General features: G+C 61.3%; 11 protein-coding genes. 10 read left to right on the top strand and 1 reads right to left on the bottom strand.

Annotated elements, in window-relative coordinates:
- Positions 1–37 precede the first annotated feature (37 nt).
- From dapA to HMPREF2605_RS04785, 9 genes are all read left to right on the top strand, one after another.
- A complete protein-coding gene (gene dapA / locus HMPREF2605_RS04825; RefSeq protein ID WP_005507895.1) occupies positions 38–973 on the top strand; it encodes a 4-hydroxy-tetrahydrodipicolinate synthase in 936 nt (311 codons plus the stop codon).
- Between the two features lie 393 nt (positions 974–1,366).
- The gene (locus tag HMPREF2605_RS04820; RefSeq protein ID WP_070832686.1) at positions 1,367–3,082 is read left to right on the top strand and encodes a ribonuclease J; all 1,716 of its coding nucleotides are present in this window, start codon (positions 1,367–1,369) and stop codon (positions 3,080–3,082) included.
- A 245-nt stretch (positions 3,083–3,327) separates the two neighbouring features.
- Positions 3,328–6,480 (top strand): FtsK/SpoIIIE family DNA translocase, encoded by a 3,153-nt coding sequence (locus tag HMPREF2605_RS04815; RefSeq protein WP_070847178.1) that lies wholly within the window; start codon positions 3,328–3,330, stop codon positions 6,478–6,480.
- Positions 6,481–6,680: 200 nt separating this feature from the next.
- A complete protein-coding gene (gene pgsA / locus HMPREF2605_RS04810) occupies positions 6,681–7,328 on the top strand; it encodes a CDP-diacylglycerol--glycerol-3-phosphate 3-phosphatidyltransferase (RefSeq protein WP_070847176.1) in 648 nt (215 codons plus the stop codon).
- Positions 7,329–7,428: 100 nt separating this feature from the next.
- On the top strand, positions 7,429–8,013 hold the full coding sequence (locus HMPREF2605_RS04805) for a CinA family protein (RefSeq protein WP_070847174.1): 585 nt from the start codon (positions 7,429–7,431) through the stop codon (positions 8,011–8,013).
- 281 nt (positions 8,014–8,294) lie between these two features.
- Positions 8,295–8,702, top strand: coding sequence for a helix-turn-helix domain-containing protein (locus tag HMPREF2605_RS04800; protein WP_005507109.1), 408 nt, complete (start codon positions 8,295–8,297; stop codon positions 8,700–8,702).
- 190 nt (positions 8,703–8,892) lie between these two features.
- Positions 8,893–9,114: a DUF3046 domain-containing protein gene (locus HMPREF2605_RS04795; RefSeq protein ID WP_005507110.1), complete on the top strand. Its 222-nt coding sequence runs from the start codon at positions 8,893–8,895 to the stop codon at positions 9,112–9,114.
- A gap of 391 nt (positions 9,115–9,505) precedes the next feature.
- Positions 9,506–10,609, top strand: a complete 1,104-nt coding sequence (gene recA, locus HMPREF2605_RS04790; protein WP_005507111.1) for a recombinase RecA — start codon at positions 9,506–9,508, stop codon at positions 10,607–10,609.
- A gap of 225 nt (positions 10,610–10,834) precedes the next feature.
- Complete coding sequence (locus HMPREF2605_RS04785; RefSeq protein ID WP_246828165.1) at positions 10,835–12,682, top strand: regulatory protein RecX; 1,848 nt, start codon at positions 10,835–10,837, stop codon at positions 12,680–12,682.
- A gap of 176 nt (positions 12,683–12,858) precedes the next feature.
- On the opposite strand, the gene HMPREF2605_RS04780 is transcribed toward HMPREF2605_RS04785, so the two are convergent.
- Positions 12,859–14,232 (bottom strand): hemin ABC transporter substrate-binding protein, encoded by a 1,374-nt coding sequence (locus HMPREF2605_RS04780; protein ID WP_070847332.1) that lies wholly within the window; start codon positions 14,230–14,232, stop codon positions 12,859–12,861.
- A gap of 35 nt (positions 14,233–14,267) precedes the next feature.
- Between HMPREF2605_RS04780 and miaB the strand changes: the two genes are divergently transcribed.
- The gene (miaB, locus tag HMPREF2605_RS04775; protein ID WP_005507888.1) at positions 14,268–15,782 is read left to right on the top strand and encodes a tRNA (N6-isopentenyl adenosine(37)-C2)-methylthiotransferase MiaB; all 1,515 of its coding nucleotides are present in this window, start codon (positions 14,268–14,270) and stop codon (positions 15,780–15,782) included.
- The last annotated feature ends 3 nt before the right edge of the window (positions 15,783–15,785 follow it).

Below are 15,785 nucleotides of genomic sequence, written 5' to 3'. Positions count from 1 at the left end.
ATAGCAAAAATCTGCATTTCGGGCGTACTCTGGACATATGTCTGAGAACCTTTCGAACCCCGGTACTTTTGTTGAGCCTGTCTTCGGTCGCCTCCTGACCGCAATGGTGACCCCCTTCGCGAAGGACGGCTCCGTTGATGAAAAGCAGGTCGCAGACCTGGCGAACTACCTTGTGGAGAACGGCCACGACGGCCTGGTGGTCTGCGGTACCACCGGTGAATACTCCACCATGACCGATGACGAGAACGAGCGCGTCTTCCAGATTGTGAAGGACACCGTCGGTTCTCGCGCGAAGATTATTGCCGGTGTTGGTTCGAACGACACCGCGCACACCATTGAGCTGGCGCACCGTGCCGAAAAGGTTGGTGTGGATGGCCTGCTGGTCGTAACCCCGTACTACAACAAGCCGACTCAGCCGGGTGTCTACGCCCATTTTGCGACCGTTGCGCAGGCAACTGAGACCCCCGTCATGCTTTACGATATTCCGGGTCGTGCGGGCATCCCCATCGCACCCGAAACCTACCGTCGCCTTGCAGAAATTGATAGTATTGTAGCGGTGAAAGACGCCAAGGCAGACTTCGGTGCCGCAACCGAGGTCATGGCAACCACCGACCTGCACTACTACAGCGGCGACGACGGACTGACCCTTCCCTGGATGGCAATGGGTGCCGTCGGCCTCGTCTCGGTGACTGCGCACGTGGCACCCGCACTCTTCCGTGCCCTGATTGATGCTGTCGTTGCACAGGACCTGGTGGAGGCGCAGCGTCTTCACCTGGAACTGACTCCGATTGTCCGAGCAACCATGGGCCGTGCCCCCGGTTGCGTTGCCGCCAAGGAAATTCTTTCCTGGCAGGGTGTGCTGGATGAGCCCGTTGTTCGCCTGCCGCACGTACTCTCCGAACCGGAGGTTGCCCAGGCTATGCGAGCTGACCTGCTCTCCTCGAGCATCGCTCACACCCTGAAGAACGCCTAAACTTTAACGCTGACCCAGCGTATGCAATAGCGCGGGGAGCGTATATATAGAGGACTTCGGCTACCGTTACACCCCGGCTTCGGGGCGCATGATGTAGCCAACGGATGCGGACTCCACACCTAACACTAGGTGAGGGGTCCGCTCTGGCGTATTGCCGCGGTTTACCGTCGATGATTCGACCACCCACTCAGACAGGGGCCCAGCTTAGGTAGAGGCACCCGAGCACTACGCCCCCCCCAATACTTTTGAATACTTTCGGTGATTTGGACGCACCGGCAGCACCCCACCTCCTCGGCATGTGAGAGCCGAACCGGCTGGAGTACTTGCGGTACGAAGCGTCGCCTACGAATCACAGACATCACAAGAAAACATAGAAGAAAGAGGAGACACACGATGAGCGTCTTTGAAGCGAATCTTCCCCTCCCTCCCCGCCTGAAGAAGGACACCCTGCGTGTGGTGCCCCTGGGCGGCCTGGGCGAAGTCGGTCGTAACATGACCGTGTACGAAATCAACGGCAAGCTGCTGATTGTTGACTGCGGCGTGCTCTTCCCCGAAGAGTCCCAGCCCGGCGTGGACCTGATCCTGCCCGACTTCAGCTACATTGTCGACCGTTTGGACGACGTGGTTGCCATGGTGCTGACCCACGGCCACGAGGACCACATCGGCGCGGTTCCCTACCTGCTGCGCCGCCGCCCCGACATCCCCCTAGTCGGTTCCGAACTGACCCTGGCACTGGTTGAGGCGAAGCTCGCCGAGCACCGCATCAAGCCCTACACCCTCGCGGTGAAGGAGCACCAGGTGGAGCGTTTCGGTCCGTTTGAGTGTGAGTTCGTTGCTGTGAACCACTCGATTCCGGATGCGCTGGCTGTCTACATCCGCACCAAGGCAGGCAAGGTTCTGCACACCGGTGACTTCAAGATGGACCAGCTGCCGCTGGACGGCCGCATCACCGACCTGCGCCACTTCGCTCGCCTGGGCGAGGAGGGCGTGGACCTGTTCCTGCCGGACTCCACCAACGCTGAGGTTCCCGGCTTCACTCCGACCGAGAAGCACATCGGTCCGGTGCTGTCGAACGTTTTCCGTGACGCAAGCGGCCGCATCATTGTGGCGTCCTTCTCCTCGCACGTTCACCGCGTGCAGCAGGTACTGGACGCAGCCGCTGAGCGTGGCCGCAAGGTCGTGCTCGTGGGCCGCTCCATGGTGCGTAACATGACCATTGCCGAGAAGCTGGGCTACCTGAAGGTCCCCGCTAACGTGCTGGTGGACCTGAAGAAGGTTGACGACTACCGCCCCGACCAGATCGTGATGATGTGCACCGGTTCGCAGGGTGAGCCGATGGCGGCACTGTCGCGCATGGCGAACGGTGACCACAAGATTCAGATTGAGCCCGGCGACACCGTGGTGCTCGCCTCCTCGCTGATTCCCGGTAACGAGACCAGTGTCTTCCGCATCATTAACGCCCTCATGAAGCTGGGCGCTAACGTGGTGCACAAGGGCAACGCAAAGGTTCACGTTTCCGGTCACGCTGCCGCGGGTGAGCTGCTGTACTGCTACAACATTCTCAAGCCGAAGAACGTTATGCCGGTTCACGGCGAGGTTCGCCACCTGATTGCCAGCGGTGACCTGGCGATGGAGACCGGCGTTCCGAAGAAGAACGTGCTGCTCTGCGAGTCCGGCACCGTCGTGGATCTGCGCGATGGCGTGGCGTCCGTGGTGGGCGAGGTTCCCTGCGAGTACCTGTACGTTGACGGTCGCTCCGTCGGTGAGGTTACCGAGAGTGACCTGAAGGACCGCCGCATCCTGGGTGAAGAGGGCTTCGTGTCCATCGTGACCGTGGTGGACCGCGCAACCAAGCGTGTGGTGACCGGCCCGGATATTCACGCTCGCGGTATTGCGGAGGACGACGCGGTCTTCGACGAGATTGTTCCGAAGATTACCGCCGCCCTGGAGGATGCTCTGCACCGCGCACCCGAGAAGGTGCACACCGTGCAGCAGCTGCAGCAGATTGTGCGCCGTACCATCGGTGCCTGGATTTCTCGCCGTCTGCGCCGCAAGCCCATGATTGTTCCCGTGGTTGTTGAGAACTCCTCGAAGGCCGCGAAGAACTAATACTCTGCGCGAGGCTAGTTGCCTGTCATAGTGAAAAGGCGGGGTCGATACGTAGTGTCGGCCCCGCCTGCTGTGTATCTGCCGAACGTATGCCCGAAAGCTACGCGAAAGCGAACACGGTAGGGGAGAAGCGCCTCATCAGCGCCCTATCAATGCCCTCACAGAGACAGGGCGGGGCGCACTTTTTAGCTCACTGATAACGAAAGAATCGGTACAATAACGGGAAGGTTGATACCCTAAAAGGTATGGCTCCACGGACCACGAAGGGTCGTAACACGACCTCTACTAAAGCAAACACTAAGAAGACCACCCGCAAGCGCACCACCTCCCGAGGCGGTGCCCAGCGCGGTGCCAACGCGGCGAACCCTGTAGCGGGCGCTATCTCCTCCGTCTGGCTGAGCATCGCTCACGCTATCGGTGGGCTCTTCCGCTCCATTGGGGCGGTGCGCACCGACCTTGCGCCCGAAGACCGCCGTGACGGCGGCGCGCTCACCATCCTGCTGTTCGGCCTAATCAGCGCCGGAGTGGAGTGGTACAACTGGCGTGCCCACACCTCCCTCGGTTTGTTGCGTGCGCCCCTGGACGCCTGGCACACCATGCTGGGCGGTATTTTCGGCCAGGGCGCCCTGCTGATTCCGGTGCTCTGCCTCATCATGGCGTGGTGCGTTTTCCGTGGGCCCGACCTGATTAAACGTAATAATCGCGTGGCGTTGGGCTCCTTCATCATCCTGGTGGCGACCTCCCTGTTCTTTGCTCGCCATGCGGGTCACCCGACCTTCGCGGATGGTTTTGACGCCGTCTGGGCTGGTGGTGGCGTGGCTGGCGTGCTGTTGGGTACCCCCATTGTGCGTGTGAGCGGCGGTATTGCGTTCGTCGAGATTCTGATTCACCTGCTGCTGGGTCTTGCCGGTCTGATGGTTCTGACGAACACTCCGATTCGTCAGGTGGTGCCGCGTACTTTGCACCTGGTCGGTCTGGCTTTGGGCGAGAAACCGAACGGCACGACTCGAACCTCCGTGAAGGATAGCCCTTCGGATGCGACTCAGACCGTGGACCTGAACGCTGAGGAGCACGACCGCAGCTACCTGTACGGTGATGATGAGAAGCCGGCGCGCTCGGCTCAGAAGTCTGGTGGACTGTTCTCGCGTCTGCGCGGCTGGCTGGGCTTCACCCCCGCCGCATCGAACGATTCTTCCCTGGATGAGTACGCCGGTGATGAAGCATTCGTGAGTGCCGTGGTGGATGAGACCCACCCGGAGACCACGCAGATGCCGGTACAGCAGGAGGACTCTGCACAGGATTCTGCGCAGGGATCCGCTCAGCAGGCGCGCCCGGCGGCTAAGCCGAACCGCCTGTCCCGCCTGCCCGGTCGCCTTAACCAGGCACCTGCCGCGCAGGGCACTTCTGCGCAGAATAGTGCTTACTCGAGCAGCCCGGACCTCTTCGACGTTGAGGCATCGGATGCACCCGCAGCCCGCTTGGACCAGGTGCAGCGCGCCGCCGTGGCGAATGGCCGCGTGAACCGCATTCCTGGCGAGGAGCCCCTCTTTGATGTTGAGGCATACGACGGCTTTGGTGCCGCTGAGGACGCTGCACCGCAGACCAAACCTCACCAGGTAGTGAACCAGGGTGCCGCCCCGGCTCCCGCGGCTCAGCCTCCGATTCCGACCCGCATGCATTCGCCGGGCGCGCACCCGAAGAACGCGGCTCCCGCGGCTTCGCGAGCGCCCGAGGCTGGCGCATCCCGCCCGCTGCAGAACAATACTCAGGTGGCGACCACCGAGCAGGCGCGCGGCGAGCAGGTTGTGCAATCGTCCCGCGGCGCGTACGTGCTGCCTTCTGAGGAGATGCTGGTTTCTGGCCCGCCCGCTAAGGAATCCTCCGAGGTCAACGAGCACGTGGTTGAGGCTCTGACGAATGTGCTGGAGCAGTTCAAGGTGGATGCGCAGGTCACCGGCTTCTCGCGCGGCCCGACCGTGACCCGTTACGAGATTGAGCTGGGTCCCGCCACGAAGGTGGAGCGTGTGACCGCGCTGAGCAAGAACATTGCGTACGCTGTGGCGAGCCCGGATGTTCGTATTCTGTCCCCGATTCCGGGTAAGTCCGCAATCGGTATTGAGATTCCGAATACGGACCGTGAGACCGTTGCCCTGGGTGATGTGCTGCGTTCCCCGCAGGCGCACGCGAACCACCACCCGATGGTCATGGGTGTGGGTAAGGACGTTGAGGGCGGCTTCGTGCTGGCGAACCTCGCGAAGATGCCGCATATGCTGGTCGCTGGTGCGACCGGTGCCGGTAAGTCTTCGTTCGTGAACTCGATGATTACCTCGATTCTGATGCGTGCAACCCCGGACCAGGTGCGCCTGGTGATGGTTGACCCGAAGCGTGTGGAGCTGACCGCCTATGAGGGTATTCCGCACCTGATTACGCCCATCATTACGAACCCGAAGAAGGCCGCTGAGGCTCTTCAGTGGGTGGTTCGTGAGATGGACGCCCGCTACGACGACCTCGCCCACTACGGCTACAAGCACGTAGACGACTTCAACAAGGCGGTGCGTGAGGGTAAGGTTCAGCCCGATCCCGGTAGCAAGCGCACGGTGCACGAGTACCCGTACCTGCTGGTGATTGTTGACGAGCTCGCCGACCTGATGATGGTCGCCCCGCGTGACGTGGAAGAGGCGATTGTTCGTATTACGCAGCTGGCGCGTGCGGCGGGTATTCACCTGGTGCTGGCGACCCAGCGTCCGTCGGTGGATGTGGTGACCGGTCTGATTAAGGCGAACGTTCCGTCTCGTATGGCGTTTGCGACCTCCTCGGTCACTGACTCTCGCGTGGTGCTGGATCAGCCCGGCGCGGAGAAGCTGATTGGTCAGGGTGACGCGCTCTTCCTGCCGATGGGTGCCTCGAAGCCGATGCGTGTTCAGGGCGCGTGGGTGTCTGAGTCTGAGATTCACGCCGTGGTTGAGCATGTGAAGAAGCAGGCGCCGACCATCTACCGTGAGGACGTGATGGTGTCTGCCGCGAAGAAGCAGATTGATGAGGAAATCGGCGATGACCTCGACGATCTGCTGCAGGCGGCGGAGATTGTGATTACGACCCAGTTCGGTTCAACCTCGATGCTGCAGCGTAAGCTGCGCATGGGCTTCGCGAAGGCTGGCCGCATCATGGACCTGCTGGAGTCGCAGGGCGTGGTGGGCCCCTCGGAGGGCTCGAAGGCACGTGAGGTGCTTATCCGCCCGGATGACCTGCAGGCGACCCTGGCGCGTATTCGCGGTGAGGAGCCTCCGGCTGCCGACCCGTACGCGAATGCGGTGGACCCGGGCGAGCCGGTCACCGACTATTTCGATGAGCCCGATGATGAGGGCTCGGAGGACGCCTGGCAGCTGACCGGCCGCTAGACCTTCAGCGCCCTATCCATTCGGCTGAGTCCACTCGGCTGAGTGAGTGCGCGACATACACCCCGTATCGTCCCTGTGATGTCTGCTACGGCACACGTATAATGGACGGTACGGGGTGTTTGCGTATCCCCGATACGTTTAGGTGTCGGTGCGTGCGCGGTCTCTCACCGTCGAAAGCCATCTACCCGTAAGGAGCCGTTATGAGTGAAGCTCGCAATTCCGCATCCGCCGGTGCGGTCAGCACCGCGAAGCCTTCGAACTGGAATGTGCCGAATGTGTTGACGGTTCTGCGTATTATTGCGGTTCCTTTCTTCATTGTTGCCCTGGTTGCGGGCGGTACTTTTGGTGCCGCTGATCCGACGCACCGCTGGCTGGCGTGGATTATTTTCATTCTTGCCATGCTCACGGACTGGGCAGACGGCTACCTGGCGCGCTCGCGTAACCTGATTACGAGCTTCGGTAAGATTGCTGACCCGATTGCCGATAAGTTCCTCACTGGCGCGGCGTTCATTGTGCTGTCGGCGCTGGGTGAGCTGTGGTGGTGGGTCACGATTGTGATTTTGCTGCGCGAGTGGGGCATTACGATCATGCGTCTGTTCGTCATTAAGTACGGTGTGATGGCCGCTAGTAAGGGCGGCAAGATTAAGACCGTGCTACAGACGGTGGCGCTGGTGCTGATGCTTCTGCCGCTGGGGCAACTGGGCCTTGGTTGGCTAATTCCTGGTTGGGTTTTGATGGGCGCGGTCACCGCGATTACCGTGTGGACCGGCCTGGTGTATGTGCGTGATGCGTATATTTTGCGTCGTAACTGGTTGCAGGCTCAGGCCTCCCAGAGCGGCGGTCATTAGAGGCGAGGGGAGTGGCGTGTGCTGCTCCCCTTCGCTGTACCTGCGGCGCGTTGTGTGCCGCGTGAGGTTTTGAGCGGCGGTTCGCCGCTGAAAGGAGAGAATAATGGTTCCCCTCGTACTTGAAGATGCTCTGTCCCTTGAGCCTGCTGAGGTTTTCACCGGTACCCCGGAGGCGGCGGCGCTGTTGCTACGTGATGCGGTGCAGTTGCGCGCCTCCCAGGAGGGGCCGGTGCAGGTGGCGACGGCTGAGTCGCTGACCGGCGGGGATGTTGGCGGCGCGATTTGTACGGTGCCGGGCGCATCCGCGTATTACCGCGGCGGCGTGATTTCCTATGCCTACGAGGTGAAGGCTCAGGTGCTGGGCGTGGACGCTCAGCTGCTGGCGCGTGAGGGTGCGGTGCATCCTGCGGTGGCGGTGCAGATGGCGGTCGGTGCGGCGCGTGTGTGCGGTGCCGATTATGCGGTGTCTACCACGGGTGTTGCCGGTCCTGATCCTGCGGATGGCCAGCCGGTGGGTACGGTCTATATCGGTGTGTGTTCCCCTGGCGGTTCTGAGGTGTTTGAGCGCCACTATTCGGGGGATCGGGCGCAGATTCGTGCGGCGGCGAGCGCGGATGCGATTGCTCTGCTGGCGCGTGCGGTGCGCGGCGGAGCCGGTGGGGTTCTGAAGGACGAGCTGGCGTAGCGTGCTGGGGTGTACGGTACTGGGCTGTGCGGTGCTTGGAACGGCTGTGCAGCCGTCTGTGCGGCGCCTACCTAAAAAATTTACGGTTCAAATATATTCACAGGGTTCTTTCAGCTCCGCAGGAATAAAGGCATAGGTTCGCCTGTTTGAATAGATACAAGCCATAAGAAGAGGACGAAAATGGCGGGGCTCCTAGCTCACGCTCCAAAAATCAGTTAGGCTTAACTCTGTACAGTCCCGCAGGTCGGGAATACCTACTCAGGAAAGTGATATAGAAGCTCATGGCTAAGCAGCGCGTATCGATTAATGGCATTACTAAGTGGAAGGAAATCGAGGAGACCCCCCGACAGGTCGCCCCGGTCGTTGAGGAAGCTAAGGTTGTTCCCCTGCGACAGGCAATCGGTGAGGTTCTTCGCGATGTTCGCCAGCGTCAGGGCCGCACCCTGCGCGAGGTTTCCCAGCGTGCCCGTGTTTCCCTCGGTTACCTGAGCGAAGTTGAGCGCGGTCAGAAGGAAGCATCCTCCGAACTGCTGGCGTGGATTTGCCAGGCTCTGGACATTCCGATGTCCCAGATGCTGCGTGAGGTTGCCGACCGTATGGCGGTTCTCGAGGGCGTTCAGATTCCGGATACTGTTCCGGCTGAGATGTCTGAGCAGTACAAGAGCGATTACTACATTCTCTCGAAGTAACGCGAGGCGGCACATGCCGCACTAAAACGTGAAGCGATGCCGTGCATCCCCGTAAGGTGGGTGTGCGGCATCGCTTATTCTGGCTTTACTCTCGGTTTATTCTGGGGGGTTGCTCTCGGGCGAGATGTGGGAGATGTGGGCGATGTGACGAATTATGAAGCGAACTAGCGGTGAAGCGTAAGGAGTGCTTGTGAAGCTGAGCGAATTTTGGGCGTGCATGGAGTATGAGTTCGGTGCCGGGTATGCGCCGGTGCTGGCGCGTGACTTGGTGCTGGGCTCTCTGGGGCATGTGACCGCTGCGGAGGCGCTGGACCAGGGCGTTAACCCGAAGGACGTATGGCTTGCGATTTGTGAGGAGCAGGAGATTCCGCAGGAGCGCCGCCTGGGCCCCGATAAGGAGCCGTTGCGCTAGTCGGTGAGTCTGGCGTTTTCTCGCGTAGGGGCGGGGCCTGCCGTTTGTTCGAGTGCTAGCGCCTGCGCGGGAGGTATTTTCGAATAATTAGTCGAGATTTCGGGGTTTTTCGAAAATATATGCCGAAACCCTATCCGATTTATTCGAAATCGGGTCGTAATTTTGTTCGACTCGTGCTAGACTTTTCCACATCAGGAATTTTTCGGAAAAATCTTCAAAGTTTTCCACAGATTTTAAAAAAATGGCCTTATCCTGTCAGGCTGTGACCCTAGAGTAGTCTCAGAAGGAACCGGTAGGCCAAAACCTTCAAGGTCTCGATCACGAGTCCCACCGATTCCGAAGAAACATTACTCCCGTCAACCACTGACAATACAAAGAACGAGGTACTACCGTGGCTAAGAACACCAAGTCTCAGAGCGTAGCTCGCGTTCCCGAAGAGGGTCGCGCCAAGGCACTTGAAGCCGTGATGGCACAGATCGACAAGAACTACGGCAAGGGTGCAGTCATGCGCCTGGGTGATAAGGAAATCACCAAGACCGAGGTTATCTCCACCGGCGCTATCGCCCTGGATGCCGCTCTGGGTATTGGCGGTCTGCCCCGCGGCCGCGTCATCGAGATTTACGGTCCCGAGTCCTCCGGTAAGACCACCGTTGCGCTGCACGCTGTAGCGAACGTTCAGAAGGCAGGCGGCGTGGCGGCGTTCATCGACGCCGAGCACGCGCTGGACCCGATTTACGCGGCTAAGCTGGGCGTGGACATCGACCAGTTGCTGGTCTCTCAGCCCGACACCGGTGAGCAGGCGCTGGAAATCATGGACATGCTGGTTGGTTCCGGCGCCGTTGATATCGTGGTCGTCGACTCCGTTGCCGCGCTGGTACCCCGCGCCGAAATTGAAGGCGACATGGGTGACTCCCACGTGGGTCTGCAGGCTCGCCTCATGAGCCAGGCGCTGCGTAAGATTACCGGCCGCCTCTCCGCAACCGGCACCACCGCAATCTTCATCAACCAGCTGCGTGAGAAGATTGGTGTCTTCTTCGGCTCTCCCGAAACCACCACCGGTGGTAAGGCGCTGAAGTTCTACGCTTCGGTCCGTATCGACATCCGCCGCATTGAGACCCTCAAGGACGGCGCTAACCCGATCGGTAACCGCACCCGCGCCAAGATCGTGAAGAACAAGATGGCTCCGCCCTTCAAGCAGGCTGAGTTCGACATCCTCTACGGTGAGGGCATCTCCGTTGAGGGCGGCATCCTGGACCTGGCAGTGGAGAACGACATCGTCAAGAAGTCCGGCGCATGGTTCACCTACGACGGTGAGCAGCTGGGCCAGGGTCGCGAGAACGTTCGTAAGCTGCTCAAGGACAACCCCGAGCTCACCGAGGAACTGCAGTACAAGGTTCTGGTGAAGCTGGGCATCATTGAGGAAGAAGCTGACGAGCAGGCAGCTGCTGAGTCCGAGGGCAACGACCCGCTGGACGAGCTGGCTGAAGAGTTCTAAACCGGCCCGCGTAGCTTCTTGCTAACGCCACGACTGATTGCCGTGTGCTGTGCATTCCGCACGGTGCACGGCAATCTGTCGTTAACGGGCGTGCATTAAGGGGAGTATCGGGGGCGCCGAGACAACGCCTCGTTACAATGGGGGAGCGCCGTATAACCCGGCGCACGGGTCATCAGCGACCCAACACACCAAACGAGCCAACACAGGGGAGAGGAGGAACTGAACATGACGGAGCAGCGCATGATGGAACAGCGCATGACGGAACAGAACGGCCATGAAGAGCATGAGCGAAACAGCGCGCGTGACGACGACGCCGGTTTTGCGGCGCTGGATGCGGCCGAACCGCACTTCGGTTCCTCAGCGCTTGGTAACTCTGTTTCCTTTGAGCCTGTTGCCCCTCCGGTTGAGGTAGGCGGCTTCGAGGCGCTCAATTTTGAGGCGCCCGTCGCCCTGGCGGAGCCCACCCTCACCTGGGAGGCGCCGCAGGCTACTGTTCCCGCTGTTGAAGAGCCCCCGTATGAGGAAGAGCCCCCATACCCTGATGAGCCTCCCTATGAGGGTGAACCTCCCTATGAGGACGAACCTCCCTATCCGGCAGAGCCTTTGTACCCTGAAGCAGAGTACACAGGGGAATATTATGCGGGGGAATATTGGGTACCCTCGGACGAAGCGGTACCCGCAGAAACGGTAGCGGAGAAGCCAGCGTCCGCAGAAAACGCACCCAAAAAGTGGGTGCGGAACAGGGCCGCGGATTCGGTAGTCGCTGAGGAGTTCCCGGACTGGCACCCCGCCGCGCACGGCTTTGTTGAAGAAAGCATTGCCCGCGATAACGGCGGCGACTACGCCGGTGAGTTCCGCGTACCCGAGCTACCCCTGCAGGCTGTGCCCGGCAACTTTGAAGATGGCAGTTCTGGGGGAGATGGCGAATCGCCGCGCCGCAGTCTGCTCGTTGACCCGACCCTGCCCGCCGTCTCCATTGACGAAGCGCCCGCTCGTGCCTTCACCCCCGGCGGTGCCGAGCCGCGCCCTATGGCGGCTGGCCGTATGAGTCGAGCGGGTGCCGCCTCCATCGGATCGGGGCTTACTGCCGAAGAAAAAGAAGAGATCGAGAGGCAAGCCGCTCAGCGGGATAAGCAGAAGAAACGCAAGCCTTCGCGTGCCTCCAAGAACACCGACTATAAGCGCGGGTTCCGCCGCATGAGCGCGGCGCAGCAAGAGAAAATGCGGAGCCGTTCGCCCTACGCGCCCGCCTTCGGGGCTCGAAGTGACGACGAGGAAACCCGCAAGAGTCCTGCGGGCCGCGGCTCGGGGAGCAACCTATTTAGGGAGGGAAGTAGTTTGAACGAAGAACTCACCCCCGCCGAAGAAGCGCTCATCCGCGGTATTGCCGAGGAGGAGGCACAGGGTGTCGGTACCGGAAAGCGCCGTGCCGCTTCGGCTGGATCCCCAAAGGGCAGTTCTCGAGCACGCGGCTCCCAACCGGGCGGCTCTCAGATGAGACATGCTTCCTCGCCGTCGGAAAGCAACGTGCCTTCCTGGAAGCAGAAGGTGCGTGCCGCCCGGGCCGCGGAAGAAACAGACCCCTACACGCGCGCTAAAACCATCGTGTACAACCAGCTGGCGTACTCGGCAAAAACCCGAGGTCAGCTGCGGAAGAAGCTGCAGGCAGAAGGCTTCGACGCGGAGCTCATTGAGTCGCTACTCGATAAGTTCGAGGCGGCAAAACTCATTGACGACGCCGAATACGCCCAAAGCTTTGTGGCGCAGAAGAGCCGCACCAAGAAGCTCTCCCGCGCCGCGCTGCGCCGTGAGCTCGCTGAACGCGGGGTGCGCGGTGAAGAGGCGGAGAATGCCCTGGCTCAGCGCACCGACGAGCAGGAACGTGAGGACGCCGCCGATCTGGTGCGTAAGAAGCTGCGCCCCGGCATGGATCTGAGCGACCGCGCTGAAAAGGATAGGGTGACTCGCCGACTGCTGGGGATGCTGGCTCGCCGCGGGTACTCCTCCTCGGTGTCGATGTCGGTGATTCGTGAGGAACTCGCCGCCTACGGTGCAGAGGACGAGCTCTGGTAGAGAGCGAAGTAATACATTCCGCACGCACGGATAGACCCATGCCGGGGTGACCGAGAAAATAGGCACTATAAAGGGTGAGCCCGCTACAGACACACTCTGTGGCGGGCTCACCCTTTACGTTTTTGATCCTTATAAAAAGCCTTGTCGAAGGCTATATCCGCTGTTTACTCTGCTGCTTATTCAACGGCCCCCAGACGGTTCGCGAACTCGGCGAGGGTTGCATCCTGAGAACCGGCGATCTCCAACAGCAAGCGCATCAGCTGCGCACCCTCACGGCGAATACGAGGCAACAGATCGGAACGTGCCGAAGAAAAGTACAGCTCCAACAGGGCGCACACGGTCACCGCCGTGCACACCGCCAAATCCTCCGCCAGGTGCTCATCCAGCGGGGCGTCCTCAAAGAGGGCAGAGTACAGCGCCGGTAGCGCCTTTTTGCGGTCCACACGGTAGCGCGGGTACTCCGGCGAGGAGGGGAATCCCAGCATCGCCTCAACGAAGGGGAAGCCTCGGTGGTGCAGGCAGGTGCCCTCCGCATCGACCATGCGCACCTGCGCGCCGTCCGCTGAACCAATCAGCACGTTCTGCGGCGAAAAATCGCCCGACGAGAGCATATAGACACGTCCACGGTTGAGCTTGAACTGCTCGGGCACGGGCGGGCGCTTGGTGAAGAAGGGCTGCAGAACACGGCGGAAGCGGAAGGACAGCTCCTCAACTGCGGCGGGAAGAACGGGCGCATCCTCATGCTCAGCGGAGGCAGAGACGGGGCTAGAGTCAGCACCCTGCTCGGGTGCGCGCGCCTCATCAGCCACACCGTACAGCTTCTTCAAGCCGCGCTCAGCCAGTCCCGGCGAGGCGATAGCACCCGGGAACTGCGCCTTGCGGTCGGCACGCGCCAGGTTCAGGCGGTAATCCTCGACCGCCTCACCCATAATGCCGCTGGCGGCAAGGGAACGGTACGCCTCAATGTAGTAGTTCAGCGCATCCAGCGCCTGCTCCTCGGTGCCCTCCAGCAGGGCGTGGGCGACCGAATACTGCTCGCCCTCAACGGTTCCGGCGCTCACATCTTCCAGCGCCAGCACTCGCAGTTCAGGATCCGCGCCGTAGAGCTGCGGGAACAGACCCGGAACCTGCCGGTTCAGCGCCTCCAAACCGTAGCGCTCACGCAGGTACCCGAAACCGCCCGCGTTCACCGTCGAATCCTTACGGCGGTAGCGCTTAAGAATCAGGGAGGAGGGCAGGGCATCGGCGGCTTCCGCGGGGCCGGAATCCTCAAAGTTCACGCGCACCACAACCGAGCGCATGCCGGTGCCTAGAATCTGCACGCGCTCAACCGCGCGACCAGCCACCTGCTCCAGGGAATGCGCCCAGCAGAGTAGCTGCATCAGGTTCTGACGCATCGAAGCAGAATCAGCGCTCGCTTGAGGCGGCACGGGGGAGTAGGCGGCAATCGCCTCCTCAATGAGGGTGCTCAGATGCTCCCCGTCAGGGGCGGGAGCGGAAGAATCGTTCGGTGACAGAGCCGGAAAGTTACTACTAAGGGAAACCTGCATAGAGCCATTATCCCCCATCGGATACCCTATAGGGCATGACTTCGACCCTCAGCGATTCCGCCCAGACCCCCGAAACCAGCCCCCGCACCTACGAAGTGCGCACTTTCGGCTGCCAGATGAACGTGCACGACTCCGAACGAATGTCCGGCCTGCTGGAGGCTAACGGCTACGTTCGCGCTGAGGAAGGCACCCAGCCCGACCTGGTGGTTTTCAACACCTGCGCGGTCCGTGAAAACGCTTCCAACCGCCTGTACGGCAACCTCGGTCAGCTGGCACCGGTCAAGCGCGCCCACAAGGGCATGCAGATCGCCGTGGGCGGCTGCCTGGCGCAGAAGGACCAGGACGCCATCATTGAGAAGGCGCCCTGGGTTGACGTCGTGTTCGGCACCCACAATATTGGTGCCCTCCCCACCCTGCTGGAGCGTGCCCGCCACAACCACGAGGCGCAGGCAGAACTGCTCGAATCCCTCGAAGTTTTCCCCTCCACCCTGCCCACTAAGCGTGATCACGTGTATTCCGGCTGGGTGTCCATCTCGGTTGGCTGTAATAACACCTGCACCTTCTGCATCGTGCCGTCTCTGCGCGGTAAGGAGAAGGACCGCCGCCCCGGCGACATTCTCGCTGAGGTTCAGGCGCTGGTCGATGACGGCGCCATTGAGGTGACCCTGCTCGGTCAGAACGTGAACTCCTACGGTGTGGAGTTCGGCGACCGCCAGGCGTTCTCCAAGCTGCTGCGTGCCTGCGGCGAGATTGAGGGCCTGGAGCGTGTACGCTTCACCTCCCCGCACCCGGCAATGTTCACCGACGACGTGATTGACGCGATGGCGGAGACCCCGAACGTCATGCCCGTGCTGCACATGCCGCTGCAGTCCGGTTCCGACAAGGTGCTCAAGGACATGCGCCGTTCCTACCGTTCCAAGAAGTTCCTGAACATTCTGGACAAGGTGCGCGAGCGCATCCCGAACGCCGTGATTACCACCGACATCATTGTGGGCTTCCCCGGCGAGACTGAAGAGGACTTCCAGGACACTCTGAAGGTTGTGGAGCAGGCTCGTTTCTCCTCCGCGTTCACCTTCCAGTACTCGATCCGCCCCGGCACCCCCGCGGCGACCATGGAGAACCAGATCCCGAAGGAGGTCGTGCAGGAACGCTACGAGCGTCTGATTGCCCTGCAGGACCGCATCGCCGGTGAAGAGAACCGCAAGCAGCTCGGTAAGACCGTTGAACTGATGGTCGTTGCGGAGGCAGGTCGTAAGGCTGAGCAGACTCACCGCCTCTCCGGTCGTGGCCCGGACCAGCGCCTCGTGCATTTCTCGGTACCCGAGGGTTGCGAGACTCCCCGCCCCGGCGACATGGTCACCGTGCCCATTACCGAGGCTGGTTCCTTCCACCTGATTTCTGACCCGACCGCCGAGCAGTACCAGCTGCGCCGCACCCGCGCCGGTGACGCGTGGGACCGTTCCCAAGCTGACTCTTGCGGTACCGGTACCACCCAGGTGCCCGGTGCGCCGGTGGGCCTGGGCATGCCGACCATCGGTCTGCGCCCCTAAAAC

It is taken from the genome of Rothia sp. HMSC065C03 (assembly GCF_001837295.1).
In the GTDB taxonomy this organism is placed as follows: Bacteria; Actinomycetota; Actinomycetes; order Actinomycetales; family Micrococcaceae; genus Rothia.
This window is presented reverse-complemented; position numbering and strand designations above follow the sequence as displayed.

Coding starts and splice junctions, on each gene's coding strand:
- HMPREF2605_RS04785 (WP_246828165.1), top strand. CDS start 10,835: ATGACGGAGCAGCGCATGATGGAACAGCGCATGACGGAACAGAACGGC.
- dapA (WP_005507895.1), top strand. CDS start 38: ATGTCTGAGAACCTTTCGAACCCCGGTACTTTTGTTGAGCCTGTCTTC.
- pgsA (WP_070847176.1), top strand. CDS start 6,681: ATGAGTGAAGCTCGCAATTCCGCATCCGCCGGTGCGGTCAGCACCGCG.
- miaB (WP_005507888.1), top strand. CDS start 14,268: ATGACTTCGACCCTCAGCGATTCCGCCCAGACCCCCGAAACCAGCCCC.
- HMPREF2605_RS04820 (WP_070832686.1), top strand. CDS start 1,367: ATGAGCGTCTTTGAAGCGAATCTTCCCCTCCCTCCCCGCCTGAAGAAG.
- HMPREF2605_RS04780 (WP_070847332.1), bottom strand. CDS start 14,232: ATGCAGGTTTCCCTTAGTAGTAACTTTCCGGCTCTGTCACCGAACGAT.
- HMPREF2605_RS04800 (WP_005507109.1), top strand. CDS start 8,295: ATGGCTAAGCAGCGCGTATCGATTAATGGCATTACTAAGTGGAAGGAA.
- HMPREF2605_RS04815 (WP_070847178.1), top strand. CDS start 3,328: ATGGCTCCACGGACCACGAAGGGTCGTAACACGACCTCTACTAAAGCA.